Annotated in this window: 22 protein-coding genes, 1 tRNA gene and 1 pseudogene; 14 read left to right on the plus strand and 10 right to left on the minus strand. The window is 64.2% G+C overall.

The features are described from left to right. Nucleotides 1-3: 3 nt before the first annotated feature. From AC0L2J_RS08795 to AC0L2J_RS08810, 4 genes are all read left to right on the plus strand, one after another. Nucleotides 4-957 (plus strand): dihydrodipicolinate synthase family protein, encoded by a 954-nt coding sequence (locus AC0L2J_RS08795; RefSeq protein ID WP_473388724.1) that lies wholly within the window; start codon nucleotides 4-6, stop codon nucleotides 955-957. 4 nt (nucleotides 958-961) lie between these two features. Next, nucleotides 962-1,762 (plus strand): NUDIX hydrolase, encoded by an 801-nt coding sequence (locus AC0L2J_RS08800; protein ID WP_473388727.1) that lies wholly within the window; start codon nucleotides 962-964, stop codon nucleotides 1,760-1,762. A gap of 80 nt (nucleotides 1,763-1,842) precedes the next feature. Beyond that, complete coding sequence (locus tag AC0L2J_RS08805; protein ID WP_473388729.1) at nucleotides 1,843-2,769, plus strand: DMT family transporter; 927 nt, start codon at nucleotides 1,843-1,845, stop codon at nucleotides 2,767-2,769. A gap of 124 nt (nucleotides 2,770-2,893) precedes the next feature. Next, nucleotides 2,894-5,581, plus strand: coding sequence for a PAS domain S-box protein (locus AC0L2J_RS08810; protein ID WP_473388732.1), 2,688 nt, complete (start codon nucleotides 2,894-2,896; stop codon nucleotides 5,579-5,581). 98 nt (nucleotides 5,582-5,679) lie between these two features. Here AC0L2J_RS08810 and AC0L2J_RS08815 read toward each other — a convergent pair whose 3' ends face one another. Then, a complete protein-coding gene (locus AC0L2J_RS08815) occupies nucleotides 5,680-6,030 on the minus strand; it encodes a GrlR family regulatory protein (RefSeq protein WP_007611523.1) in 351 nt (116 codons plus the stop codon). 257 nt (nucleotides 6,031-6,287) lie between these two features. Here AC0L2J_RS08815 and AC0L2J_RS08820 point away from each other — a divergent pair, with 257 nt between their 5' ends. Further along, entirely contained in the window at nucleotides 6,288-6,785 is a 498-nt protein-coding gene (locus AC0L2J_RS08820) for a hypothetical protein (RefSeq protein ID WP_473388736.1), read from the plus strand. Nucleotides 6,786-6,835: 50 nt separating this feature from the next. Here the strand turns inward: AC0L2J_RS08820 and AC0L2J_RS08825 are convergent, their stop codons facing one another. Further along, on the minus strand, nucleotides 6,836-7,219 hold the full coding sequence (locus AC0L2J_RS08825; RefSeq protein WP_063995965.1) for a VOC family protein: 384 nt from the start codon (nucleotides 7,217-7,219) through the stop codon (nucleotides 6,836-6,838). A gap of 178 nt (nucleotides 7,220-7,397) precedes the next feature. On the opposite strand from AC0L2J_RS08825, the gene AC0L2J_RS08830 reads away from it, so the two are divergent. From AC0L2J_RS08830 to AC0L2J_RS08840, 3 genes are all read left to right on the plus strand, one after another. Continuing rightward, entirely contained in the window at nucleotides 7,398-7,967 is a 570-nt protein-coding gene (locus AC0L2J_RS08830; protein ID WP_473388746.1) for a hypothetical protein, read from the plus strand. A 161-nt stretch (nucleotides 7,968-8,128) separates the two neighbouring features. Then, nucleotides 8,129-8,674 carry a hypothetical protein gene (locus AC0L2J_RS08835; protein ID WP_473388749.1) on the plus strand — a complete coding sequence of 182 codons (546 nt, stop codon included), beginning with the start codon at nucleotides 8,129-8,131 and terminating at the stop codon, nucleotides 8,672-8,674. A 152-nt stretch (nucleotides 8,675-8,826) separates the two neighbouring features. Next, a tRNA-Arg gene (locus tag AC0L2J_RS08840) sits at nucleotides 8,827-8,903 on the plus strand. A 60-nt stretch (nucleotides 8,904-8,963) separates the two neighbouring features. Here the strand turns inward: AC0L2J_RS08840 and AC0L2J_RS08845 are convergent. The 3 genes from AC0L2J_RS08845 to AC0L2J_RS08855 all read right to left on the minus strand — a co-directional run bounded on the left by AC0L2J_RS08845 (nucleotide 8,964) and on the right by AC0L2J_RS08855 (nucleotide 10,628). After that, nucleotides 8,964-9,929 (minus strand): AraC family transcriptional regulator, encoded by a 966-nt coding sequence (locus AC0L2J_RS08845; RefSeq protein WP_007611514.1) that lies wholly within the window; start codon nucleotides 9,927-9,929, stop codon nucleotides 8,964-8,966. A gap of 134 nt (nucleotides 9,930-10,063) precedes the next feature. Beyond that, nucleotides 10,064-10,198: a hypothetical protein gene (locus AC0L2J_RS08850; protein WP_256375665.1), complete on the minus strand. Its 135-nt coding sequence runs from the start codon at nucleotides 10,196-10,198 to the stop codon at nucleotides 10,064-10,066. A gap of 157 nt (nucleotides 10,199-10,355) precedes the next feature. Next, nucleotides 10,356-10,628: a hypothetical protein gene (locus AC0L2J_RS08855; protein ID WP_247362426.1), complete on the minus strand. Its 273-nt coding sequence runs from the start codon at nucleotides 10,626-10,628 to the stop codon at nucleotides 10,356-10,358. 314 nt (nucleotides 10,629-10,942) lie between these two features. Between AC0L2J_RS08855 and AC0L2J_RS08860 the strand changes: the two are divergent. Continuing rightward, a pseudogene (locus tag AC0L2J_RS08860) lies at nucleotides 10,943-11,405 on the plus strand (host attachment protein). A gap of 32 nt (nucleotides 11,406-11,437) precedes the next feature. Here AC0L2J_RS08860 and AC0L2J_RS08865 read toward each other — a convergent pair. Beyond that, a complete protein-coding gene (locus tag AC0L2J_RS08865; RefSeq protein ID WP_473388754.1) occupies nucleotides 11,438-11,701 on the minus strand; it encodes a hypothetical protein in 264 nt (87 codons plus the stop codon). Between the two features lie 289 nt (nucleotides 11,702-11,990). Between AC0L2J_RS08865 and AC0L2J_RS08870 the strand changes: the two genes are divergently transcribed. From AC0L2J_RS08870 to AC0L2J_RS08880, 3 genes are all read left to right on the plus strand, one after another. Beyond that, on the plus strand, nucleotides 11,991-12,437 hold the full coding sequence (locus tag AC0L2J_RS08870) for a hypothetical protein (RefSeq protein ID WP_007611508.1): 447 nt from the start codon (nucleotides 11,991-11,993) through the stop codon (nucleotides 12,435-12,437). A gap of 101 nt (nucleotides 12,438-12,538) precedes the next feature. Next, entirely contained in the window at nucleotides 12,539-13,411 is an 873-nt protein-coding gene (locus AC0L2J_RS08875) for a DMT family transporter (protein ID WP_007611506.1), read from the plus strand. Nucleotides 13,412-13,508: 97 nt separating this feature from the next. After that, nucleotides 13,509-14,252 (plus strand): hypothetical protein, encoded by a 744-nt coding sequence (locus AC0L2J_RS08880; protein ID WP_007611505.1) that lies wholly within the window; start codon nucleotides 13,509-13,511, stop codon nucleotides 14,250-14,252. A gap of 55 nt (nucleotides 14,253-14,307) precedes the next feature. On the opposite strand, the gene AC0L2J_RS08885 is transcribed toward AC0L2J_RS08880, so the two are convergent. Continuing rightward, the gene (locus tag AC0L2J_RS08885) at nucleotides 14,308-14,616 is read right to left on the minus strand and encodes a hypothetical protein (protein WP_007611504.1); all 309 of its coding nucleotides are present in this window, start codon (nucleotides 14,614-14,616) and stop codon (nucleotides 14,308-14,310) included. Nucleotides 14,617-14,681: 65 nt separating this feature from the next. Next, the gene (locus AC0L2J_RS08890) at nucleotides 14,682-16,169 is read right to left on the minus strand and encodes a cryptochrome/photolyase family protein (RefSeq protein ID WP_473388764.1); all 1,488 of its coding nucleotides are present in this window, start codon (nucleotides 16,167-16,169) and stop codon (nucleotides 14,682-14,684) included. 95 nt (nucleotides 16,170-16,264) lie between these two features. On the opposite strand from AC0L2J_RS08890, the gene AC0L2J_RS08895 reads away from it, so the two are divergent. Continuing rightward, nucleotides 16,265-17,995, plus strand: a complete 1,731-nt coding sequence (locus tag AC0L2J_RS08895; protein WP_473388768.1) for a methyl-accepting chemotaxis protein — start codon at nucleotides 16,265-16,267, stop codon at nucleotides 17,993-17,995. Between the two features lie 56 nt (nucleotides 17,996-18,051). Here AC0L2J_RS08895 and AC0L2J_RS08900 read toward each other — a convergent pair whose 3' ends face one another. After that, nucleotides 18,052-18,711, minus strand: coding sequence for a peroxiredoxin (locus AC0L2J_RS08900; RefSeq protein WP_007611501.1), 660 nt, complete (start codon nucleotides 18,709-18,711; stop codon nucleotides 18,052-18,054). A 392-nt stretch (nucleotides 18,712-19,103) separates the two neighbouring features. Between AC0L2J_RS08900 and AC0L2J_RS08905 the strand changes: the two genes are divergently transcribed. Next, on the plus strand, nucleotides 19,104-19,676 hold the full coding sequence (locus AC0L2J_RS08905; RefSeq protein ID WP_007611500.1) for a hypothetical protein: 573 nt from the start codon (nucleotides 19,104-19,106) through the stop codon (nucleotides 19,674-19,676). Between the two features lie 56 nt (nucleotides 19,677-19,732). Here AC0L2J_RS08905 and AC0L2J_RS08910 read toward each other — a convergent pair whose 3' ends face one another. After that, nucleotides 19,733-21,598 (minus strand): alkaline phosphatase family protein, encoded by a 1,866-nt coding sequence (locus AC0L2J_RS08910; protein ID WP_473388775.1) that lies wholly within the window; start codon nucleotides 21,596-21,598, stop codon nucleotides 19,733-19,735. Nucleotides 21,599-22,084: the final 486 nt, after the last annotated feature.

Below are 22,084 nucleotides of genomic sequence, written 5' to 3' on the forward strand. Positions count from 1 at the left end.
CCAATGAAACTCACCGCCGACGCCAAAGGCACCTTCGCAATCGCGCCGACGCCGTTCCACGATGACGGCCGGATCGACGAGCGCTCGATCGACCGCCTGACCGATTTCTACGAGGAGGTCGGCTGCGACGGCGTCACGGTGCTGGGGATCCTCGGTGAGGCGCCGAAGCTCGATGCCGCCGAGGCCGAGCAGGTGGCGGTACGCTTCGTCAAGCGCGCCAAGAAGATGCAGGTGATCGTCGGCGTCTCCGCGCCGGGTTTTGCCACCATGCGCTCGCTGGCGAAGGCATCGATGGAGGCCGGTGCAGCCGGTGTGATGATCGCGCCGCCGCCGTCGTTGCGGACCGACGACCAGATCATCGGTTATTACAAGCAGGCAGCCGAGGCGATCGGCCCCGACGTGCCCTGGGTGCTCCAGGACTATCCGCTGACCTTGTCAGTGGTGTTCACCCCCGCCGTGATCCGCAAGATCGTCACCGACAATCCGAACTGCGTCATGCTCAAGCACGAGGACTGGCCGGGGCTGGAAAAGATCTCGACGCTGCGCAATTTCCAGAAGGACGGCTCGCTGCGGCCGCTCTCGATCCTCTGCGGCAATGGCGGGCTCTTTCTCGACTTCGAGATGGAGCGCGGCGCCGACGGCGCCATGACCGGTTATGCCTTCCCCGAGCTTCTGATCGACGTCGTGCGCCTTTCGAAGGAAGGCAAGCGCGACGCCGCCCATGATCTGTTCGACGCACATCTGCCGCTGATCCGCTACGAGCAGCAGCCCGGCGCTGGTCTTGCCGTGCGCAAATACGTGCTGCAGAAGCGCGGCATCATCGCCTCCAGCGCCCAGCGCAGGCCCGGCGCCACCATCACGCCGGCGGCGAAGGCAGAGGTCGAGTACCTGCTGTCGCGCGTCGCCCGCGTCGACAAGCGCGCCAATCTCAGCCCGCAATCCAGCGCCGCAGGTTAATCGAATGGCCGAGGCATCAGCATCACGCCCTGCGTCGACGATCCTCCTGCTGCGCGACGGCGCGGCAGCGAAGGAAATTGAAGTATTCATGATGGTCCGCCATCATCAGATCGAGTTCAATTCGGGCGCGCTGGTGTTTCCCGGCGGCAGCGTCGATGCCGGTGATCAGGAGATCGTCAAGCGCTCCGACTTGTATTCGGGCGGCGAGGGCCTGAGCGAAGCGGACCGCGGGTTTCGGATCGCCGCGATCCGCGAGACCTTCGAGGAAAGCGGCATCCTGTTGGCGCGGTCGAAGGATTCGGGCATGCCGGTCGATGCCAGGCGCGCCGGCGAGATTGCGGACGCGCATCGCGTCGCGCTCAACGAGCACAAGATCAGCTTTCTGAGCATTCTGGCCGACAACGAACTTCAGCTCGCGCTCGATACGCTCGTGCCTTACGCGCACTGGATTACGCCCGAGGGCATGCCAAAACGTTTCGACACCTGGTTCTTCCTTGCGGCGGCACCGCCTGACCAGCTCGGCGCCCATGACGGCAGGGAATCCACCGACTCGATCTGGGTCTCGCCGCGCGAGGCGGTGGAGGGCGGCGAGAGCGGCCGCTTCAAGCTGCCGTTCCCGACCACGCGCAATCTGATCCGGCTCGCGAAGCAGGGCAGCGTGAGTGCCGCGCTCGAGCACGCCCTCGGGATGTCCGTCGTGACGGTGATGCCTGTCATGACCAAGACCGAAACCGGCCGTCAGCTCCGCATTCCCCGCGAGGCCGGCTATGACGGCGAGGTGTTCGAGGTCGGTGCGATCGGCTAGGACACTTCGATACAAAACGAAGTATTGGCGAGGGCAGACGCGCTAGGTTCCGTCCCTGACAACGGGACGGGGCGCGCGATATGGCCAACCGGCAGGACAATCGGCAGGACAACAACATCGCCGTCGAGCTGGCGCTGCTGCTCGCGCTCGCGACGCTCTGGGGCGGCTCCTACACCTTCATCAAGCTCGGCGTCGCCACCATTCCGCCGATCACGCTGATCGCGGCGCGCACCACGATTGCGGGCCTGCTGCTGCTCGCGATCATGTGGGCGCGGGGCATCAGGATGCCGACGGATGCCGCGACCTGGCAACGCTTTGCCTTCCAGGCCGTGCTCAACAGCGTGATCCCCTGGACGTTGATCGCCTGGGGTGAGCGCCACGTCGATGCCGCGCTCGCGACCATCCTCAACTCGGCCGGCCCGATCTTCACCTTCCTGCTCACGGCCGTTGTGACGCGTCACGAGGCGACGACACCGCGAAAGCTGATCGGCGTGGTCGCCGGCATGGCCGGCATCCTGCTGATCGTCGGCGTCGATGCCATCCATAATGTTGGAAGCGGCCTCGTCGCGGAGGCCGCCATCGTTGCCGCCACCATCTGCTACGCCTGCGCCGCGATCTTCGGTCGCAGCTTCAAGGGCCTCGATCCCATGGCGCCCGCGGCCGGCTCCTTGCTGGCGGGGGCAGCGGCGCTGATCCCGGCCTCGGTTATCGTCGAGCAGCCCTGGACACTGTCGCCTTCGCTGAGTTCCGTGCTAGCACTGCTCGCGCTGGCAACCTTCTCGACCGCCGCGGCCTTCGTGATCTATTTCCGCCTGATCCAGACCTTGGGCTCGGTCGGCACCACCGCGCAGGCCTATCTCCGCGTGCCGATCGGGGTCGCCATCAGCGTCGCCTTCCTCGGCGAGACCCTAAGCCGGACCGCCTGGATCGGCCTTGCCTGCGTCGTCCTCGGCGTCGCCGCCATGACCATCCCGGCCCGGCGGCCGGCCGGCGTCAAAACGTCATAGAACCGGGGCCAAGGAGGGCGGCAGGGCTTCAATATTAAGGATATTCGGCGGCGAGAGGCATGTTCCCCCGGGACCGCAATACGTCGTATATTGGAGCTCAAATAGCCGGGTCCTCACATCACCAATGTCCGCTGAATTGACGCCGACCCCTGAGAAAAAGCGAACATTCTCGCTCTCCATCGGCCAGCTCACCTTCGGCAGCTTCCTTCTGGTGCTGGCGGTGATCATCGTCACCTCGACCGCGAGCGTGATCGCGATCCGGCACATCGACACGACCTTCGCCGAGCTGCAGCGGCTGCAGAGCGTCGGCGATCTCGCCGAGGACATCGACCGCCGCATGAACGAGCTGCGGCTCGCCGCGCGCGACTTCGTCACCGACCCCGGCGCCGGCATCCAGTTCAAGCAGGTAGGCGAGGCGGCCTCGACGCTCAGCGACATCCTGAAGAAGACGCGCGTCGAGCTCGTGCCCGAGCAGCAGGATATGATCGACGGGGTCAGCGAGCGGCTTGCGACCTATCGCAGCGGCCTGGAGCGCATCTCGACCTTGATCGATCGCCGCGCCCAGCTGCTTGCCGGCCTGCCGCCGCTCCGGGACCAGTTCGACGCGGCTGTCTCCGGCACCGCGGACCGAGAGCTGGCGTCCCGCCTGTCGGAAGCGCAGAGCCGGATTGCGCTCGGGTTGCTTGCGCGCAACCCGTCCGCGGCCGAGCAGGCGGCCCAAAGCATGCGGGCGATGGGCGTCGCTGATCCCAAGCTCAGATCGGCCGTCAACGACTACGCCGAGGCCATCATCGCGGTCGCTGTCCGTGAACGGCAGATCGCCGACATCGATCGCGAGGTGCTGGGAACGGAGGGCCGGCTGATCGGCCGGGTCACCGAATTGCTGCGCGAGGTCAGCGCCCGGCGCGGTCACGTGCTGTCGCGCGACTTTGCCCGCACCCTGACGGAGGCGCGCTGGCAGAGCATCGTGCTCGGTACCATCGGCGTGCTGATCGGCATTCTCGCGGCCGGCTTCGTAGTGCGGCGGACAGTCCGTCCGCTCGCCCAGATCGCGCGGTCGATCCGCGCGCTCGCAGCCGGCGAGAAGAACACCTCGATCCCGTCCGCCGACCTCGACAATGAGATCGGCGACATCGCACGCGCGGCCGAAGTGTTCCGCCGCGCGCTGGAGGAGGCCGACACGGCGCGCGAGGCGGCGGTGCGCGCACTGACCGAGCAGCGCCTCGCGGAAGAGAGCTACCGGAAACTGTTCGAGGGCTCGGTCGACGGCATCTACGTCACGACGCCGGCCGGCGACCTCCTCAACGCCAATCCGGCGCTGGCGCGGATGATGGGCTACGATAGCCCGCAGCAGCTGATCGACAGCATCAACGACATCGCCCATACCATCTACGTCAATCCCGAGGCGCGCGTCGAATATCAGCGGCTGATGGCACGCGACGGCATGGTGCGCGAGTTCGAATACCAGGTGCGCCAGCGCGGCGGCGACATCCTGTGGCTGTCCGACAGTGCCACCGGCGTCCGCGACGAGGCCGGCAACATCGTCCGCTACGAGGGCACGCTGCGCGACATCACCGACCAGAAGCGCGCGGAAGACGCCATCGCCGAAGGACGGCGCCTGCTCCAGCAGGTCATCGACACCGTGCCCGCGGTCATCAACGTCAAGGACCGCGACCTGCGCTACGTGCTGATGAACCGTTACATGGCCGGCATCTTCGGCATCGAGCCCGGCGATGCGCTCGGCCGCACCACGGCCGACCTGATGTCGCGCTACGGCGCGGCCAAGTCCGACGAGAGCGACAAGCGCGTACTGACGCTGCGAAAAGGTCTCGGCTTCTACGAAGAGGAGTACATTGATTCTTCCGGCCACATGCGGCAATGGCTCGTCAACAAGCTGCCGCTGCTCGATGCAGAAGGCGAGATCGAGCGGATCGTCACCGTGGCGCTCGACATCGGCGAGCGCAAGCGCGGCGAGCAGGAGATGCGGAAAGCCAAGGAATCCGCCGAGACCGCGCTGCGCAATCTGCGCGAGACCCAGGCCTCGCTGATCGAGGCGGAGAAACTGGCGGCGCTCGGGCGCCTCGTCGCCGGCGTCGCACACGAAGTCAACAATCCCGTCGGCATCAGCCTCACGGTCGCTTCCGCGCTGGAGCGCAAGACCGCGATGTTCACCGCCGAGGTCGAGCGGGGCGAGCTGCGCCGCTCTACGCTCAACGACTTTCTCCACACCAGCCGCGACGCGTCCTCGCAGCTCGTCTCTAATCTCAATCGCGCCGCCGAGCTGATCCAGTCGTTCAAGCAGGTCGCCGCCGACCGCAACTATTCGGACCAGCGCAGCTTCGATCTCGGTGACCTCACCGAGCAGGTGGTGATGAGTCTGCGGCCGGGCCTTCGCAAGCACAATCTGACGCTCAATGTCGAGTGCCAGCCTGATCTGACCATGAACAGCTATCCGGGACCGTACGGCCAGGTGCTGACCAATCTGTTTCTCAACGCGGTGGCGCACGCCTTCCCGGACGGCCGGCCGGGGACCATCGACATCCAGGTGCGCGAGTCCGGCAAGGACAATGTCGAGATCATCTTCTCCGACAATGGCTGCGGCATGTCGCTCGACGTCCGCCGTCGTGCCTTCGATCCGTTCTTCACGACGCGCCGCGACCAGGGCGGCACCGGCCTCGGGCTGCACATCGTCTACAGCATCGTCACAAACAGGCTCGGCGGACGGCTCGATCTGGATTCCGAACCGGGCAGCGGCACGCGTATCCAGATCATCCTGCCGCGCGTGGCGCCGCTCGAGCAGGCCGCGGAATAGCTCGAGCGTTCTCGAGCGAATTGGATGCCGGTCCGTGTGAAGAAAGCGCGTCGAAACAACAATTGAGAGCTTTGGTTGATTCGATCAGAACCGAAGCTCTAGTCGGCCTCCGCAAGCTTGTGCAGCGTCGCGCCGAAAATCTGGCTGGCCTTGCCGACCAGCGCGGTGCCCATCATGTCCCCGCGCGTCTCCGTGAAGGTGCCGCTGACGCCGATGCCGACCGCGGCAGGGCCGCCGAACAGCGGATTGTCGTCACCCCGCGGCGAGGTGTGACGCTGGACCAGCACCTCGCCCTTGAAGGTGTTGTCCTTCACCGTGTAGCTGCCGGTGTAATAGAGGTAGGCATCGCCGCCAAGAATCTTGCCGTCGCGAAAAAGAATCACGCCGCTGCCCTTGCCGACCCGACCATCGAGCAGGTTCACGTGAATCGAATAGAGGCCGTTCTTCATAACGTCCCGAGGCCGGCCGCCATCGCCCAATGGCGCAACCGGTAGGGCATTTATGCCAAAGGGGATGCGGCCACGCAACGCGGGAGTTTGGCCGCCGGCCTTGCGAGCCTGCCCGTGAGCCGTAGTTGTCCCGGCTTGTCTATGACACCGCCATGACGGTCTGATCATGAAGCGAGGCCAGTCGTTGCGAATCAAGTTGGCCCGCGAAATGCATAACCATTGTTGCACTGGCCGCGGGGTGCTGGAGCAAGACAAACGTGAGCAACTGGATCGATTCCGGCGGCGAGAAGCCGCGTCTGTACAGTGTGCGTCCCACGATTTGCGAAACACGACAACGGCGGATTGGCGGCGCGGCACGCTGGCGAAGCGTGGCGAGCCTCGCTTGCGCCCTGGCGCTGATCGCACTCGCAGCCCCCTTCGGGCACGCGCGCGACCGCGGCCAGTTCGTCAACACCAATGCCGAATTGAAAGCCTGGTTCGACGGACTGCGAAGCGGCAAGGGGCCTTGTTGCTCCGATGCCGACGGCTCGGCGCTCTCGGACACCGACTGGGACAGCAAGGACGGGCACTATCGGGTCCGCGTCCCGCGTTATGGCTACGTGATTGACGGCCGACCGCAGGAGCTCGTCTGGGTCGACGTACCCGAGGAGGCCGTGATCTCGGAGCCGAACCGGGTGGGGCGCACCATGGTCTGGCCGATCTACGGCTACATGGGCGTCGCGGTCCGCTGCTTCATGCCCGGCAGCATGACTTAGGCACGCGGGCCGGCAACGTCGCCCGGTGAGCCGATGCGGCGCGCGCCGTGTCAGGTGTATTTCTTGTCGCGCTCGAGCAGCTCGATCGAGATGCCTTCGGGGCCGCGGATGAAGCAGATGCGCACGCCGGGGCGGATCGTGGTCGGTTCGCGCGTGAAGGTGACGCCCTTGGCCTTGATCTCGGCGGCGACGGCGTCGATGTCCTTCACCGTGAGACCGAAATGGTCGAGGCCCTGATGCGGGTGCGGCGGCGGCGGGTTGACCGCGTTGTCGCCCTCGAGTGGTGCAATGAAGATCCTTGCGCCGCCGAGATTCACGTCGATCCGTCCGGGCGCTTGCATGATCTCGCCACCAAGGATGTCCCGCAGCCAGGCCGCCGTGGCCTCCGGATCAGGGCTGCGCAGATGGACGTGATCCCAAGTGACGATTGGCATTTCATGTTCTCCCGACGGGTCTTGATGTTGCAGCGCATGTTAGCGGCCTCGGCCGGTGACCGCCACCGCCCTTGCCGACTCGACAGCTGCGCGGGAACCTTAGTTCGTCTTCCGGATTAAGGTAAGCAGTGGCCGATCCGTTGTCGAACGTGCTTCCGCCGCGATCGGTGAGGCAACCATGAACGCTGGGTTTGACCGCATCGGGATAGGGCGTCTCGCCGGAACCGGCGAGCGACTGGCGCGGGCGGTGACGATCGCGAGCGTTTCATTTGCGCGAGGCCTGCTGTGGCTGTTGGCGGCCATCATCGTCGGTTGCGGCATCGGGATGCTGCTCCCTCTTGCCAAAGGCAACAGCGCCGAACCGGTGAGGTCTGAGGTGGCAGCGGTCGAGACTGCGCCTTCGGGCGATGCGACCGCCGCGTCGCCCCCTTCCGAGGCTCAGATTCCGACAATGGCCGAACTCGGTCGGATCAGGATTTCATCTCAGACTTGGCGCCGCGGCGGCCTTGGCTCGAAGGCGTTGGTGACGCTCACGCTGCGCAACGACAACGACTATGCCGTAAAGGATGTCGAGATCGTCTGCGCTTTTGCGCGGCGCGATGGGAGTCATCTCACCGACCGCAGCCGCGTTCTAACGGACCCTGTCGGCATGAAGAGCCGCAAGACTTTTGCGCGCATTCCTGTCGGCTTCGTCAACGTGAATGCCGATCAGGCGAAGTGCTCGCTTGTGGCAGCACGTCGGACATAAGGACGGCATTGCCGGGTAGCGGAAAAGTTACTGTCCTGGGGGCTTGGCCGAAAAACTTGGCGTCGCCATTTGAACCGAACGGCTGGGGCCAGGAACCAATTAAATGATCGCCTGTTAAGGCGGAGAGCCCACGCGGGGATGCGGCGGGCGGAGCGTGGCCAATGCCCATCTTTCGGTATTTCTTCTTTGTCGGGGGAGCCTTGCTCGCACTGCTGTTCGCGGCGAGCTACGCTCTGCCAACTTCGGCTGTGACGCAGGCTATCGCAACTGCAAGCAACGAACAGCCGTTGATCCGGATCCGGTCCGATCGCCACCTGCCGGAGCGTGTCGTACTCGACACCAGTCAGCCGACTCTTGCCGCCCCTGCGGTGAAGATCGCCGCCGTCGCGGCTCCCCAGCCGCCGGTGGAGGGCATGTCACCGGCCTTCGCCGAAATTACAGCCAAGGCGCGGGTCCGCGAGACTTTCGCCCAATTCACGCCGGCCGCGAAGGCCGGTACCGCTACGGCCAAGAAGTCCGAAGCCAAGACGCAGATTCAGCCGCAAATTCAGGCGCAGGCGCAGCTTCCTCAGGCCCAGCCACTTCAGACCCCAGCGCAGCAGCCCAAGCGCAAGGTCGCCAGAACGCATCCGGTGCCGCAGCAAGGGCGGCCGATGATGGTGATGGCCCAGCAGCCGCATTTCGGCTTCTTCAACAGCACTTGGTAAGAGCGGGTCTGACCCGTCTCGAATCGGGGCGGGAAGGGCTTTTTATTGGCCGGCCTCTCTGCTAATTCGAACCCATCCGAACGTCGTCCGGCCTGCTGGCTCGCCAGCAGCGATCTGAGGCGTCTCGGTTGCGGCCCAATCTCTGGGCCAGGGCGCTCGTAGCTCAGCTGGATAGAGCATCGGATTTCGATTCCGAGGGTCGGGAGTTCGAATCTCTCCGAGCGCGCCAATTCCGGATATGTTCCGAAGAGGGCGCTGACAACAACGACCGCCGCAGGGGGCTGCCTGGTCAGCCTGCCGTCGGACCGGCTTGCCGACCCCGCGCCAGCGTGTCGGACGGCGCTTCGTGGAAGGTCGCGCGGTAAGCTGCGGCAAACTCCCCCAAATGGTGAAAGCCTTGGGCGCGCGCGCATGTGGTGACGGTGGCGCCGCCGCCCTTGAGAAGGCGAGACCGGGTCGCCCACAATTTTTTCAGGCGAATGTACTGGTGCAAGCTCATGCCGCGCACCTTGCTGACGGCGCCGCCGAGCGTCCGGATCGAGACGCCGAACTCGCCGGCGAGATCGGCTGTATAGATCGGCGCAGTCGGATGTGCCGCGACGTAATCGTCGATCCGCTGCACGAGTTTGATCGACCGCTCGCCCTGGACGGAGGCACTCCGGTCCGAGAGCGGATCGATGCGAAACAGATCGTCGAGCGCGAGCAGCAGGCCTTCCTGGAGATGGGCGGCGACCTCGGTCGTTTCGAACAGGGCCGGCTGCACCGACGCGGTTCGCAGAATGTCGAGCAGGAGCTGGCGTATGTGGAGCAAAGCGGGGCGGTTCGCGCCAAAGGCCCGCAAATCGTCCGCCTGATCGAACCAGCCCCGGTCACTCAGGCCAGGTGAGAAGATGATCATCGCATGATGATTGGTCCGGCGCTCGACGAAATGGCATTCATCGCTGCCGCGGAGCGCGATGAAGAAACGCGCGTCCAGATCAATGCCCTTGGAATTGACCTGAAGGTCGTCTGTCATGGGCAGGATCACCATCCCGCCGGGCATCCGATAGGCCGCGTCGAGGATGCGCGCGAACGAGCGCATCATGACGATGCGGCAGCCGGGCAGGGAGACGACGGCACGAGCCGCCGCGAAATTCTGGACGTCGAGCGGAATGCTTCTGGCATCCTCCATCGACTCGATCGGCCGAAACGCATCGACGTCGGCAAAGCCGATCAATTGAAGCGCCGAGGAAGGGGCGAGGGCGTCGAACAACATGGGTGTGGCCGGCTGCCGCAATGTGACAATCAAATGAACGTCAGTACATCGCCATCAATGGCGAAACATCGCGCTTCAGTAAACCGGATTCCGGGCCGTAGTATTGCGGACATCATGGCATGAAGCCCGGCTCGTCAACGGTCTCGCGTCATCGGCTGGCCGGTGGCGAGGTCGATGAAATGCAGCCGCGTGCAGGCGGGACAGGCGAAGGAGGCAAAGCTCTGCGCCTCCTGTTTCTGTTGCTTCTCGAGATGGGTCTGCACATTCATGCCCGTCTGGGGACATCGAAAAACGATCAAATCGACCATCTTCGGAGAATGACGGCGTGGCGGATTTCGTCTTTGATCTAGATCAGTTTTGGAATGACTCCAGACCACCATCCTTGATCTCGCAAAGGCGAAGGGGCCCCGGAGGGCCCCTTTAAAATCACCAGCGGCGGTAGCGTGGTCCGTAGTAGCGAGGCCCACCATAGAAGCGCGGTGCATATCGGGGACCGTAGTAGGGCCGCGGCGCGTAGTATCCATAGTAGTTCGGGCGCCAGAAACAGCGTCCCCAGGCGTCACAGACCATGCGGACCTGCTCGACGTCCGAGACCTGCGGCGTCGCAGGAGCAGGCGCGATGGGCATGGCGGACGCCGCCGATGATGCAACCAACGCACCCAACAGGGACGCGGCGACGAGGCCAATTCTAAGCTTCATGATGTCTTTCTCCGCTTACGCAATACAGGGATATCGAAGTTTGTTCTGATCAAATTGTGGCGGGACCGAAATGTAATGCTGATGAACAGGTCTTCAGCCAGCCCGCCGCAGGCCTGACCTTTGGCTCCGGGAAACTATCCCAGGTTCGGCTCTTGACCAATGCTGCGCTTGCGTTTGCGTCCCCGCAGGACATTGCCGCCATCCTTGATCCCGCGCAATTCATCGGTGCGGCTTCGTCCCTAAGCTTGGCGTCGTGGCCAGCCTTTCGAGCATTTCGAAGCGCTGGCTCGCGAGGTCGCTTTGGAGCTGTGCAAATGGACAAAATGAGAATCGACAAGGGTGACTGGCTGGTCGTGTGCGACGGGCGCAAGGCGCTCATTCTGGAAAACCTCGGCGACGAGATGTTTCCGAACCTCCACACCAGGGGAGGTGCACGAACAGCCCAATCCCGCGACTGCTGCGCAAGGGACCGACGCGCCGGGCAGGCTCCATGGCGCGGCCGGCAGCGCGCGCAGCTCGGTGGAGCAGACTGATTGGCACGACGAGGCCGAGCGCGCCTTCCTGCGCAGCCTGGCCGGACGGCTCGATGCCGCCGTCAGCTCAGGCGAGACCTCGGCCTTGACCATGGTGGCCTCGCCGCGTGCGCTTGGGATGATTCGCGCCGACTATTCGGATGTGGTGCGCAAGGCACTCCAGGGCGAGGTCGGCAAGGACCTCGTCAAACTGCCGGTCTACGAGATCGAGAAGCAATTGCTGCAGTCGGGCGCCGCCAAATAGCGGCCCCCCCGCAGAGGACGCGCCTGCGCCACTCAGAAGCAGGGGTGCCGGCGGCGGTCCTGGCCGACATAGGCGGCTGCGCTCTGGTAGCAATGGTTGGTCGACGGGCCGTCGTAAAAGGCGAACGTTCCGGGCGTGATGCCGGGCCCGTAATTGTGCAGATAGCTGATCGGGTAGGGCAATGGGCTCGTGTAGTGGCGGTGGTACCGGTGATGTCCCAGCGCCTCTGCGAGGCCAGGGGCAAGGATGGCGGCCGACAGGGCAGCAATCGCGGCTACAAGCTTCAACTTGCTCATCTCGAATCTCCGGAACCCGCACGAATAGGTCAGCCGTTTATAGCCAGTTCGGCCCGCCGGAACACCCGTCTGCAGCCCGGAAATCGGGGCCAATCCCGCAGATTCCCGGGTGGGTGTGACAGAATTGCCGGTTCTGTGGTCCAGACTTGCCCATTTTTGGCCTTTTCGAGATGCTTAACGAATTCCCCACACAAGTGTGACCAAACAGAATTAGCTCAAGACTCCTGTTGCCGGCTTCTTGGGGTCCATAGGCCGGTCCATTCCTGAAGGCTTTCGCCGTCACCTCGCCATGCGCATCACGCTTCTGAGCCTGCTGTTGCTCTCGGTCGTCGCCGCCACGCCGGCGCGTGCCGAGCTGCACATCACCCGCGACCACGGCGGCTATGTCGAGGAGTACAAGGCCAAGTACAAGCGCGTCCGCGAGAAGGGTGAGCGCGTCATCATCGACGGCATCTGCAACTCCGCCTGCACCCTGGTGCTCGGCATCGTGCCGATGAACAAGATCTGCGTAACGCCGCGCGCCAGCCTCGGCTTCCATCAGGCCTACTACGACAAGGCCTTCACCTTCGGCATCAAGGTCACCAGCGCGGAGGGGACGTCCGACCTGATGGCCTATTACCCCGACACGGTGAAGGACTGGATTCGCCGCAATGGCGGGCTCACCACCGACATGAAAAAGATCAAGAACGGCATCGAGCTCTGGAAGATCATCGATCCCTGTCCGGACGAATGGTGAGCGGCTGAACCGTCCCGTCCGTCGCAGCGCAGCATCGTCTGGACGAAATTGGCCGAAATTCGCATTGCCGCATTGGCCCCCGGTGGGGCAATGAGGCGGCAATGAACCATAATCAAGAAGCCCTGACCGCCCGTGCCGCGCCAATCCTGTTCGTCCTGCTCTGGAGCACGGGCTTCATCGGCACCAAATACGTCGTCAACAATGCCGATCCCCTGACCTACCTCGCCATCCGCATGGCGTTCGTGGTTGGTCTGATGGCGATCATCGCTGCCGTTGCGCGACCGAAATGGCCGGACCGTATCGGCATCGCGCACAGCGCGGTCGCGGGCATTCTCGTCCATGGCTTCTATCTCGGCGGCACCGCAATCGCGATCGCGCACTCGATTCCGGCCGGGCTCTCCGCGCTCATTCCGGGCCTCCAGCCGATCCTGACCTCGACCATCGCCAACCGCTGGCTCGGAGAGAAGGTGACGCCGGTGCAATGGGCGGGGCTCGTGCTTGGCCTCGGCGGCGTGGTGCTGATCCTGCACGGCCGTCCCATGACCGGCGAAGCCGGGCTCGGCTGGCTCGCCTCCGTGGTCTCGCTGATCAGCATCACGCTCGGCACGCTCTATCAGCGTCGCTACTGCAACCACATCGACTGGCGCGCCGGCAATCTCGTACAGTACGTGTCCGTCACGATCTTCTTCGCGATCGGCGCGTTCCTGTTCGAGGACCGCGTGGTGCACTGGACGCGCGAGTTCATGCTCGCGCTGGCCTGGCTCGCCGTGGCGCTCTCGATCGGATCGATCGGGCTGCTGTACTGGCTGATCCGCCACGCCGCCGCCACCTCTGTTGCAAGCCTGTTCTATCTGGTGCCCGCCGTGACGGCGCTGATGGCTTATCTGCTGTTCGGAGAAAAGCTCGATGCGCTGGCGATCGTCGGCATGGTGATGTGCGCGGCCGCGGTGTTCGTGGTCAACCGACGCTTCTAGGACCGGCGAGCCGGGCGCCGGAATACATCCCTGACGTGCGCGGCAAGATCGTGCTACGGTGGACACATTTCAGTGGCCCTTTCACAGGTGATTTTCCATGAAGAAGGCGAGACGCGCATTGCTTGGCAGGTCCCTGAAGCCAGTCCGGATTGCCTGCATCAACTACGCCGAGCCGATGATTAGCGGTCGCAAGATGTCCAGGCTCACAGCGGCGCTCCAGAAATGCTACGACAAGCACTTCCTGCCGGTGTGGGGCTATCCGGTCGACCTCTATGTCACCGAAAAGCCGAAGCCGGGTGACTGGCAGCTGGTCTATTTTGACGAGGCCTCCCACAAGAACATGCTCGGCCGCCATGAGCTGACGCATCGCCGCCAGCCGATCTCAAAGATCTTCGTCAAGGCGTTGGGCGACGAGCCCGTCAGCGTGGCGGCCTCGCACGAGCTGTTCGAGATGGTGCTCGATCCCATGGCCAATCTCTGGGCCGACAAAAACCCGAACACCCAATATGCCTATGAGGTGTGTGACGCCGTGGAAGAGGACACCTTCTTCGTAGCCGGCTTTGAGATGTCGAACTTCGTCTATCCCTCCTGGTTCGAACCCTTCAAGCACCCCCGCGGCACGAAGTTCGACCACATGGGATCGCTCAAGGAGCCGTTCTCGATGACCGAGGGGGGCTACGTCATCAAGAAGGTGAACGGCAGGAGATTGATCAAGCAGTTCGGCTCACCCGAGAAGCGCCGGCGCTTCAAGGCCGAGGACCGGCGCGGCCATCGCAGCGAATTTCGCGATCCGCAAGGCGAGCATCACCCGGGCCGGCGCGCAGCCAAGCGGCGAGGGTAGGTATCGCTGGAGCCGCCTCCGGGCGCGTCCGCCCCCGGAGACTTGGGCTTTGCGATCAGCGCTTGGCCTTCTTTTTCGACTTGGCAGCTTTCTTGGTGGCCTTCTTTGCTGTCTTCTTGGCCGTCTTCTTCGACGACTTCTTTGCAGCTTTCTTCGAAGTCTTCTTGGCGGCCTTCTTCGACGTTTTCTTCGCAGCCTTCTTGGCTTTCTTCTTGGAAGCCTTCTTCGGCGCGACCTTCTTCGCGACCTTCTTGGCGGCTTTCCTGACCTTCTTCACAGCAGTGACAGCGGCGTCCTTGGTCGTTTCTACGGCGGCGGTGATCGTGTCCATCGCCTGTTCGGTGATCGGCTTGTCGTCGTCCATATCGTCCCCCACGGTTGCATGGAGCGATGACGATAGCGCGTTTCATAATTGTGTCAAAGCAACGCTCAACCTTTGCGGATCTTTGCGTAGGCGGCGAGCGCGCGCGCTCGTCCCTTGGCATGATCGACGATCGGCTGCGGATAGCTCTTGCCCAGCGTGACGCCGGCGCTCGCAAGCTCGATCGGCGTCGCCCGCCAAGGCTGATGGATCAGCTTGGCTGGCACATCCCTCAACTCGGGCACCCAGCGTCGCACATAGGCTCCATCCGGGTCGAACTTCTCGCCCTGGAGCACCGGATTGAACACGCGGAAATAGGGCGCCGCGTCGGCGCCGCAGCCGGCGACCCACTGCCAGTTGGCGGGATTGCTGCCGGCATCCGCATCGACCAGCGTGTCCCAGAACCAGCTCTCGCCGTCGCGCCAGTCGATCAGGAGGTGCTTGACCAGGAACGAGGCGACCACCATTCGGACCCGGTTGTGCATCACGCCAGTGTGCCAGAGCTCGCGCAGGCCGGCGTCGACGATGGGATAGCCGGTGCGGCCGCGTTGCCAGGCCGCGAGTGCCTTGGCGTCGGGCTTCCATGGGAAGCCGTCGAAATTCGCTTGCAGGTTTTCGGTGGCAAGGTTGGGATGGTCGTGCAGCAGGTGCCGGCAGAACTCACGCCAGCCGAGCTCGCTCAGGAACTTGTCGACACCGGGTCCGATCGCGGGGTTCTCGGCCGCGGCGAACCGCGCGGCGTGCCAGACTTGGCGCGGGCTGAGCTCGCCGAACCTCAAATGTGGTGACAGGTGTGAGGTGCCCTCCCGGTCCGGGCGGTCGCGATCGCCGACATAGCCACGTGCGGTGTGCTTGAGGAAGTCGCGCAAGCGGGCGAGGGCGGAGGCTTCGCCGGGGGTCCATGTCTCGCGCAGGCCACCGGCCCAATCGGGCTTGCCCGGCTCGAGCTTCCAGGTGTCCAGCGGGTCGCTGGCGACTCCCGGCGCAGGACGCAGTTCCTTCGGTGCTGGCAGGGGCTTTGGCGGATCGCCGAGCGCCAGCACGCGCCGCCAGAATGGCGTGAACACGCGCAAGCCGCGGCCTTCCTTGTTGCGGATTGCCGCGGGCGGAACGAGCAGGTCGCCGGGGAAACTTTGCGAGTCCACGCCGAGCTTTGCCAGCTCTGCTTCGAGTTGCCGCTCAATCGCTTGATGCGGCGCCTGTGCGATCCCGTTCCAGTAGACCGCACGCCCTCCGCTCTCACGCGCCACCTCCGTGATTACCCTGGCCGCCGGCCCCTTGCGCAGGATCAGCGATCCGCCGCGCGTGGCAATGTCGGCGCCGAGCGCCCGCAGCGACTGCGCCAGCCACCAGCGCGCCGCAGCGCCCGGCGCTCGCCCGGCCGAGTCGTCCAGCACATAGAGGCAGATCACCGGCGCGCCGGTCTTCGCAGCCACCTTGGCGGCAGCGTGGAGGGCCGGATGGTCGGACAGGCGGAGGTCGTCACGAAACCAGACGATGATGGGCGGAGCACTTGGCGTAGTCCTTGGCGTGGTCAGGGCGTCCTCGTTTACCATTTGGAAAGCATTGGCGTCCGGCGATTGGAACCGCCGTTAATGCGACCGTAAGCCGATTGCACGAATATGCAGGAATTACAGGAGTCATTCCATTCATGTACGGACGAGCAACGGCGAAGTTTCTGCCGCAATTCAAACTTGGCACCAAGGCGCTCCTGTGCGCGGTGCTGCTGATCGCCATGAATACGGCGCTCGTGGTCGGGGCCGGCTATTGGTCGCTCAGCTCCGTGTTCAACGATCGTGCGCTGCGCGATATCGAGGTGAGTCTGCGCACGCTGGCGCTGGCCTTTGCCGAGACCAATCCCGACGCGAAGATCACCGTGAAGGATGGCGCGGTGGCGCGCGCCGAGATTTCCAAGATGCCGGATTTCAAGGATCACGCCATCGTCGATCGCGCGGTGTCCTATGTCGGCGGCAACGCGACCCTGTTCGTGTTCGACGAGGCGAGCGGGCAGTTCGTGCGGCGCTCGACCAACGTGAAGAAGGAAAATGGCGACCGCGCCGTCGGGACCCAGCTTGCCGCCGATCATCCGGCGCAGGCGCTGCTGCGTCGTGGCGAGGCCTACAAGGGCCCGGCCACGCTGTTCGGCAAGACCTTCATGACCGCCTATTTCCCGATCGCCGACGCCCGCGGCAAGGTCGCCGGCATCCTCTATGTCGGCATCCCGATGGCCCAGTTCGAGAGCATGCTGGCCCACACGATCGAAAGCATGGCGATCGCCGCCGGGTTCGCCGCGCTGCTGGTGATGGTCCTCACCTTGCTGGTCGTCCGCCGTGTCACCAAGCCGCTCACCTCGGTGACGCGCTCGCTGACGGCGCTCGCCGAAGGTCAAAGCGACGTCGAGATCGATTGCGAGGACCGCGCCGACGAGATCGGCGAGATCGCCCGCACGGTCGCGGTGTTCAGGAGCAATTCGCAGGAGCGGGCGCGGATGCGCAGCGAGCAGGCGGCGGCTTCGGCTGCAGCCGCCGAGCAGCGCAAATCCGACCTGCGCAATTTCGTCGAAGAGTTCCGCGGCGGCGTCGGCGGCATTCTCGACAAGGTGCTGACATCGTCAGGCGAATTCGAGCGGGCGGCGCGACAGCTCACCGACACCGCGCGCTCCACCGCCGATCTGTCGGCGCGGTCGGCGGGAGCTTCCGAAAACGCCTCCGAGCACGTGCGTTCGGCGGCGTCGGCCTCGGACGAGCTGTCTCAATCGATTTCCGAAATCACCCGGCGGGTGCAGGAATCGAACGTCATTTCCGCTGAGGCCGTGCGGCAGGCAGAGGCGACCGATCAGCGCATCGCGCAGCTCTCCGAGGCGGGCGCGCGCATCGGCGATGTCGTCAAGCTGATCACCTCGATCGCCGAGCAGACCAACCTGCTGGCGCTGAACGCGACCATCGAGGCCGCGCGCGCGGGCGATGCCGGCCGCGGTTTTGCGGTGGTGGCCCAGGAGGTCAAGACGCTCGCCGGCCAGACCGCCAAGGCGACCGACGAGATCTCAAACCAGATCGCCAGCATGCAGCTTGCGACCGAGGAATCGGTTGTCGCCATCAAGGCGATCAGCCAGACCATCGAGCGCATCAGCGGCATCGCCGGCTCGATCTCGGCGGCGGTCGAGCAGCAGAAGAGCGCGACCCAAAACATCGTCACCAGCGTTCGCGCGGCGGTATCGGGCACGGCCGATGTCGCCGTCAACGTCCGTCAGGCCGCCGAGGGTGCGAACGAGACGGGTGAGACGTCCAGCCGGATGTTTGCCTCCGCCCAGGCGTTGTCGGGCGAGAGCCTGCATCTGAAAGCCGAGGTCGAGGGCTTCCTCGAACGCGTGCGCGCGGCGTAAGAGCTAACATCGTCATCCCGGGCGGCGCTGACGCATCGCCCGGAATGACAGTTTCGTTATTTCGGCTGCGGCACGATCCGGATGTAGGGCTTCGGCTCCTTCCAGCCCTGCGGGTAGATCGTCTTGGCCTCGTCGTTGGAGACCGAGCCCGCGATGATGACGTCGTCACCCTGCGACCAGTCGGCCGGGGTCGCGACGCGGTGCTTGGCGGTGAGCTGGAGCGAGTCGATCACGCGGAGGATCTCCTGGAAGTTCCGGCCCGTGGTCATCGGATAGACCAGCACCAGCTTGATCTTCTTGTCCGGCCCGATGACGAAGACATTCCGAACGGTCTGGTTGTCGGCCGCGGTGCGCACAAGGGGATCGCCCGAGATCGCAGCCGGCAGCATGCCGTAGAGCTTGGAGACGTTGTAGTCGGTATCGGCAATCATCGGGAAGTTCGGCGCTGCGCCTTGCGTCTCCTTAATGTCCTCCGACCATTTGGCGTGGCGGTCGACCGGATCGACCGAGAGACCCATCAGCTTGACCCCGCGCTTGTCGAATTCCGGCTTCAGCCTGGCGAGCGCGCCGAGCTCGGTCGTGCAAACCGGCGTGAAGTCCTTGGGGTGCGAGAACAGCAGCGCCCAGCTATTGCCGATCCAGTCGTGGAACTTGATCTTCCCTTCGGTGGTCTCGGCTTCGAAGTCGGGGGCGGTGGCGCCGATCGGAAGTGTCATGGTTCTACCTCATGCCATTGAATTTGCTTGCGAATTCATCTTTGACCGTCGGGACCATTATAGGGGCTCCACGATCCCAAGTGAACGCTAACTGAACCGCTTCAAGTAAAATGTGAATTCCTTCTTTGAAGGCCTGATTTCCTAGCACCTTTTTGTTACAGCCGCGCCTGCGGCGAAACATCTCCACCGGGGCTATACGGGCGCGATTGCCCCGAGAAAGCCTTTTATGACTTCCATCACGCTCGCCCGTCGCTTCCCAGAACCGAAATGGTCCTGACAGCGACCAATTGGCAACCATCTCAAAAAGTCGCGATCCCCGTACCGAATCATTAACCACCCCTTTACGCCGGCATGAAATTGCTGGCCGGTCAGAAGAAATCTGGAAGTGAACTATGTCTGCCGCTGCGCATAAGTCTGTTGAGTCGCCGTCCCTTGAACCGTCCTGCCGCGATACCTCGGCCCATGCACTGACTATCGTGCGCGACGGCGTGATCACTGGCGAAGGCCCCACCACCAAGGGAAGGGTGCATTTCTCCCGCTCGCTCGATGCCGATGACACCGCCTGGTGTGCCCGCATTCTCACCGCCTCGGCCGTCAACGACCAGCCGGTCAGCCGTGCTGAGGCCGAAGTGCTGTTCGAGATCAACGAAGCCGCGACCGAGCGCACCGATGGCGGCCGTTTCGACGACCTGCTCGCCAAGGCCGTGGCCCATTATGCCGCCAGCGCCTCCGGCCTGAAGGTGCCGCCGCGCAGCGTCGCGCTGTCGGCCGAGTCCGATATCGAAGGATGGGCGCCGTCCTATGCCTCCAAGGTCAACAGCGAAATGCTCGAGTGGATCGCCAGCCAAATGCGCGGCAAGCGCCAGAACAACCGTCGCCTGATGGCGATGGTGGCGACCTTCCTGGGCGCCACCGCGCTGCCTCTGGCGGGCCAATTGCCCAACGTGTTCGACATCGGCATGTAAGATTTTGGGCATGTAAAATTCTGCGCCTCTCACGAGGACGCATTTGAACGGCGGGGTTATTTCCCCGCCGTTTTTTGTTTGCCGGCGTCCGGCTCCAGCCCGAGCGTGCGGCCCGGGAAACCGGCAGCGTCGAAATAGCGCTGGCTGCCGACGCGCTGGAAGTTCAGCACGGTCTGCAGGCCGTTCTCGGACTTCTTGGACTTCTCGACCCCCTTGTACGCCTTCGGCATGATTCCGTTGGGCAGGGCCTCCGACATCACGCGGCCAACGAGGCCGCCGTTCTGCGAACTGCGCAGGCCGAGGAGCTGGGCGGCCGTCATGCCGACGTCGGCATTGCTGACCGGGATCTCGCTGACATAGCCGGCTTTGAAGTCCGGACCGATCGCCGCCATGAAGTTCATGGTGTCACCGCGGCTGAAGCTGCCATGCATGCCCTGGCCCTGGCGCAGCACGGTGTCGGCGACCTGTACCGAGCAGTTGGTCGGCGCCTCGCCGCAATCGCTGGCATAGGAGCGGAAGTTGACGACGATCGCCGGCGTCGGCGTCGCCGCCTTGCCGCGCAGGTTGATGCTCGACAGCGGCAGGGTGCCGGGGAAGCGGCCGAGCGAGTCGTCGACGAACAGGCCGGAGACGTAGTCCTGCTCGAGCAGCGTCTTGATGGTCCTGGCCGCCAGCTTCTTGTCCTTGTTCGGTAGATAGATCAGGTCGGAGCCGCCATTGGTGGCGACGACGAGATCGGGCTTTTCCGGATCCTTGCCGAGGACGCCGTTGCCGGCCTTGGGATGCTTGTTACCCTCGACCTTGGCGTTCTTGTCGTTGGGATCGAACAGCGGCAGGTCGAGCGCCTTGGCGAGGTCGAGCGCCAGAAAGCCCATCGGCAAAAAGTCCTTCGGCGTGTCGTCATAGCTGACCTTGGCCGAGGAGCTGGTCTTGCTTTCCTTGGAGATGGTCGAGAAGCCGTGGTCGGCCTGGACCATGATGTTGGTGGTAGCGGCAAGGCCGAGCTCGTCCAACGCCTTGCGGAGCTGGGCGAGGTTGTTGTCGGCATTCTTGATGCTCGCCATGGTGCTCGGACCGTTGATGCCGGGCATGATCTGGTTGAGGCTGTCGCCCTGGTTATGCTGGGTGCCATCCGGATCGCGCGACCAGAACACCAGCACGAACGGCTTGTTGCGCGCCTTGAACATCGGCAGCACGACCTTGGCCGCGACGTCGGCGAAATAGGCCTGCTGCGCGACGTTGGCGACCGTTGTGCCGGGCGTCTTGGCATCGCCCGCCTTGGAGTTGTCGCCGCGCGGCGGCGTGGCGAGGGGCAGGCCGGCCTTGGTCAGCGCGTCCTTGACCTCGTCCGACAGCGCCACGCCATTTTTGCCGCCGGTCGCATCGTCGAAAACGACCGAATGCAGGCCGGCCTTTTCAGGCTTGTCGGTGTGGTCGAACTGATAGGTCGGGCCGACCTTGCCGATCGCCGCGGTGCTCAGCCCCTTGTCGCGAGCCAGCTTCAGGATGGTTTCTTCATTGAGATAGTCGCCCTTGAAATGCTCGTCGATGTCGCCGAGCACGGCGTCGTTCTCGATGAAGGGGACGACAGTGTCGCCGGCGGGCACCGAGGTGTAGTTGGTCCAGATTGTGTTGGAGAATACACCGGTATCGCCGAGATAGTGGCCGGTCGACATCGCCGAGCCGTTGGCCATGGTGAAGGTCGGGAACAGCGAGTGCGAATTCTTGAAGTTGACGCCCTTGTCGCGGATTTCGGCCATTGCGGGGGCGGTCTCGGGGGTGACCTTCAGCGCCCGCAGACCGTCCGGAATGAACAGGATCAGGTTGCGGGGCGTGTTGTTTTCGGCGGAGGCAGGTCCGGTCGAGAGTCCGGCGGACAACACTGTCAGTCCGGCTGACAGCAACACCAGTGAACGGCGCATCAAAATCTCTCCCTGCGAGCGGCTTGGCCGCCAACCGCGGCCCCGGCTTCGTTTAGTTTCGCTGCATGACGCTTTTGTTACAAGAGCGGAGCGTCATGCAAAGAAGGGTGGCGGCCGCTCGCGTGTCCCGGACGCGCTGCAGCGCGTAGCGGTGCTGCACAGAGCCGGGACCCAGAGGGCCGCGCACTCGCTGTTGCATGGGCCCCGGCTCTGCAGCGCACCGCCAAGAGGCGCTGCGCTGCGTCCGGGGCACGAGACCGTTGTTGGACAACCGACATGGGATCGCAGCCTCGCGGCATTCCGCCCGAGCTTTGCTTCGTCGCCTCACCCTCAATTGAAAGAGGGCGCAGGGAAGACCGGGTGCCGGCTGGCACCCACGGTCCACTGTGCGAGATTGTCGTAAGAACAATGCACAGCGGCATACAGGTGAAGCCAAAACATCCGGCCTTCCCTGCGCAGTGGCTTTACGGCTTATGTCGTGATCTC

This window comes from Bradyrhizobium sp. MV1.5 (assembly GCF_055807615.1).

Excerpts from the sequence above, each read along its gene's own strand:
- AC0L2J_RS08805 (WP_473388729.1), top strand. The coding sequence starts at position 1,843 with ATGGCCAACCGGCAGGACAATCGGCAGGACAACAACATCGCCGTCGAG.
- AC0L2J_RS08900 (WP_007611501.1), bottom strand. The coding sequence starts at position 18,711 with ATGACACTTCCGATCGGCGCCACCGCCCCCGACTTCGAAGCCGAGACC.
- AC0L2J_RS08895 (WP_473388768.1), top strand. The coding sequence starts at position 16,265 with ATGTACGGACGAGCAACGGCGAAGTTTCTGCCGCAATTCAAACTTGGC.
- AC0L2J_RS08885 (WP_007611504.1), bottom strand. The coding sequence starts at position 14,616 with ATGGACGACGACAAGCCGATCACCGAACAGGCGATGGACACGATCACC.
- AC0L2J_RS08815 (WP_007611523.1), bottom strand. The coding sequence starts at position 6,030 with ATGAAGAACGGCCTCTATTCGATTCACGTGAACCTGCTCGATGGTCGG.
- AC0L2J_RS08910 (WP_473388775.1), bottom strand. The coding sequence starts at position 21,598 with ATGCGCCGTTCACTGGTGTTGCTGTCAGCCGGACTGACAGTGTTGTCC.
- AC0L2J_RS08875 (WP_007611506.1), top strand. The coding sequence starts at position 12,539 with ATGAACCATAATCAAGAAGCCCTGACCGCCCGTGCCGCGCCAATCCTG.
- AC0L2J_RS08795 (WP_473388724.1), top strand. The coding sequence starts at position 4 with ATGAAACTCACCGCCGACGCCAAAGGCACCTTCGCAATCGCGCCGACG.
- AC0L2J_RS08870 (WP_007611508.1), top strand. The coding sequence starts at position 11,991 with ATGCGCATCACGCTTCTGAGCCTGCTGTTGCTCTCGGTCGTCGCCGCC.
- AC0L2J_RS08845 (WP_007611514.1), bottom strand. The coding sequence starts at position 9,929 with ATGTTGTTCGACGCCCTCGCCCCTTCCTCGGCGCTTCAATTGATCGGC.
- AC0L2J_RS08825 (WP_063995965.1), bottom strand. The coding sequence starts at position 7,219 with ATGCCAATCGTCACTTGGGATCACGTCCATCTGCGCAGCCCTGATCCG.
- AC0L2J_RS08865 (WP_473388754.1), bottom strand. The coding sequence starts at position 11,701 with ATGAGCAAGTTGAAGCTTGTAGCCGCGATTGCTGCCCTGTCGGCCGCC.
- AC0L2J_RS08880 (WP_007611505.1), top strand. The coding sequence starts at position 13,509 with ATGAAGAAGGCGAGACGCGCATTGCTTGGCAGGTCCCTGAAGCCAGTC.
- AC0L2J_RS08830 (WP_473388746.1), top strand. The coding sequence starts at position 7,398 with ATGAACGCTGGGTTTGACCGCATCGGGATAGGGCGTCTCGCCGGAACC.
- AC0L2J_RS08810 (WP_473388732.1), top strand. The coding sequence starts at position 2,894 with ATGTCCGCTGAATTGACGCCGACCCCTGAGAAAAAGCGAACATTCTCG.
- AC0L2J_RS08905 (WP_007611500.1), top strand. The coding sequence starts at position 19,104 with ATGTCTGCCGCTGCGCATAAGTCTGTTGAGTCGCCGTCCCTTGAACCG.
- AC0L2J_RS08890 (WP_473388764.1), bottom strand. The coding sequence starts at position 16,169 with ATGGTAAACGAGGACGCCCTGACCACGCCAAGGACTACGCCAAGTGCT.
- AC0L2J_RS08850 (WP_256375665.1), bottom strand. The coding sequence starts at position 10,198 with ATGAATGTGCAGACCCATCTCGAGAAGCAACAGAAACAGGAGGCGCAG.
- AC0L2J_RS08835 (WP_473388749.1), top strand. The coding sequence starts at position 8,129 with ATGCCCATCTTTCGGTATTTCTTCTTTGTCGGGGGAGCCTTGCTCGCA.
- AC0L2J_RS08855 (WP_247362426.1), bottom strand. The coding sequence starts at position 10,628 with ATGAAGCTTAGAATTGGCCTCGTCGCCGCGTCCCTGTTGGGTGCGTTG.
- AC0L2J_RS08800 (WP_473388727.1), top strand. The coding sequence starts at position 962 with ATGGCCGAGGCATCAGCATCACGCCCTGCGTCGACGATCCTCCTGCTG.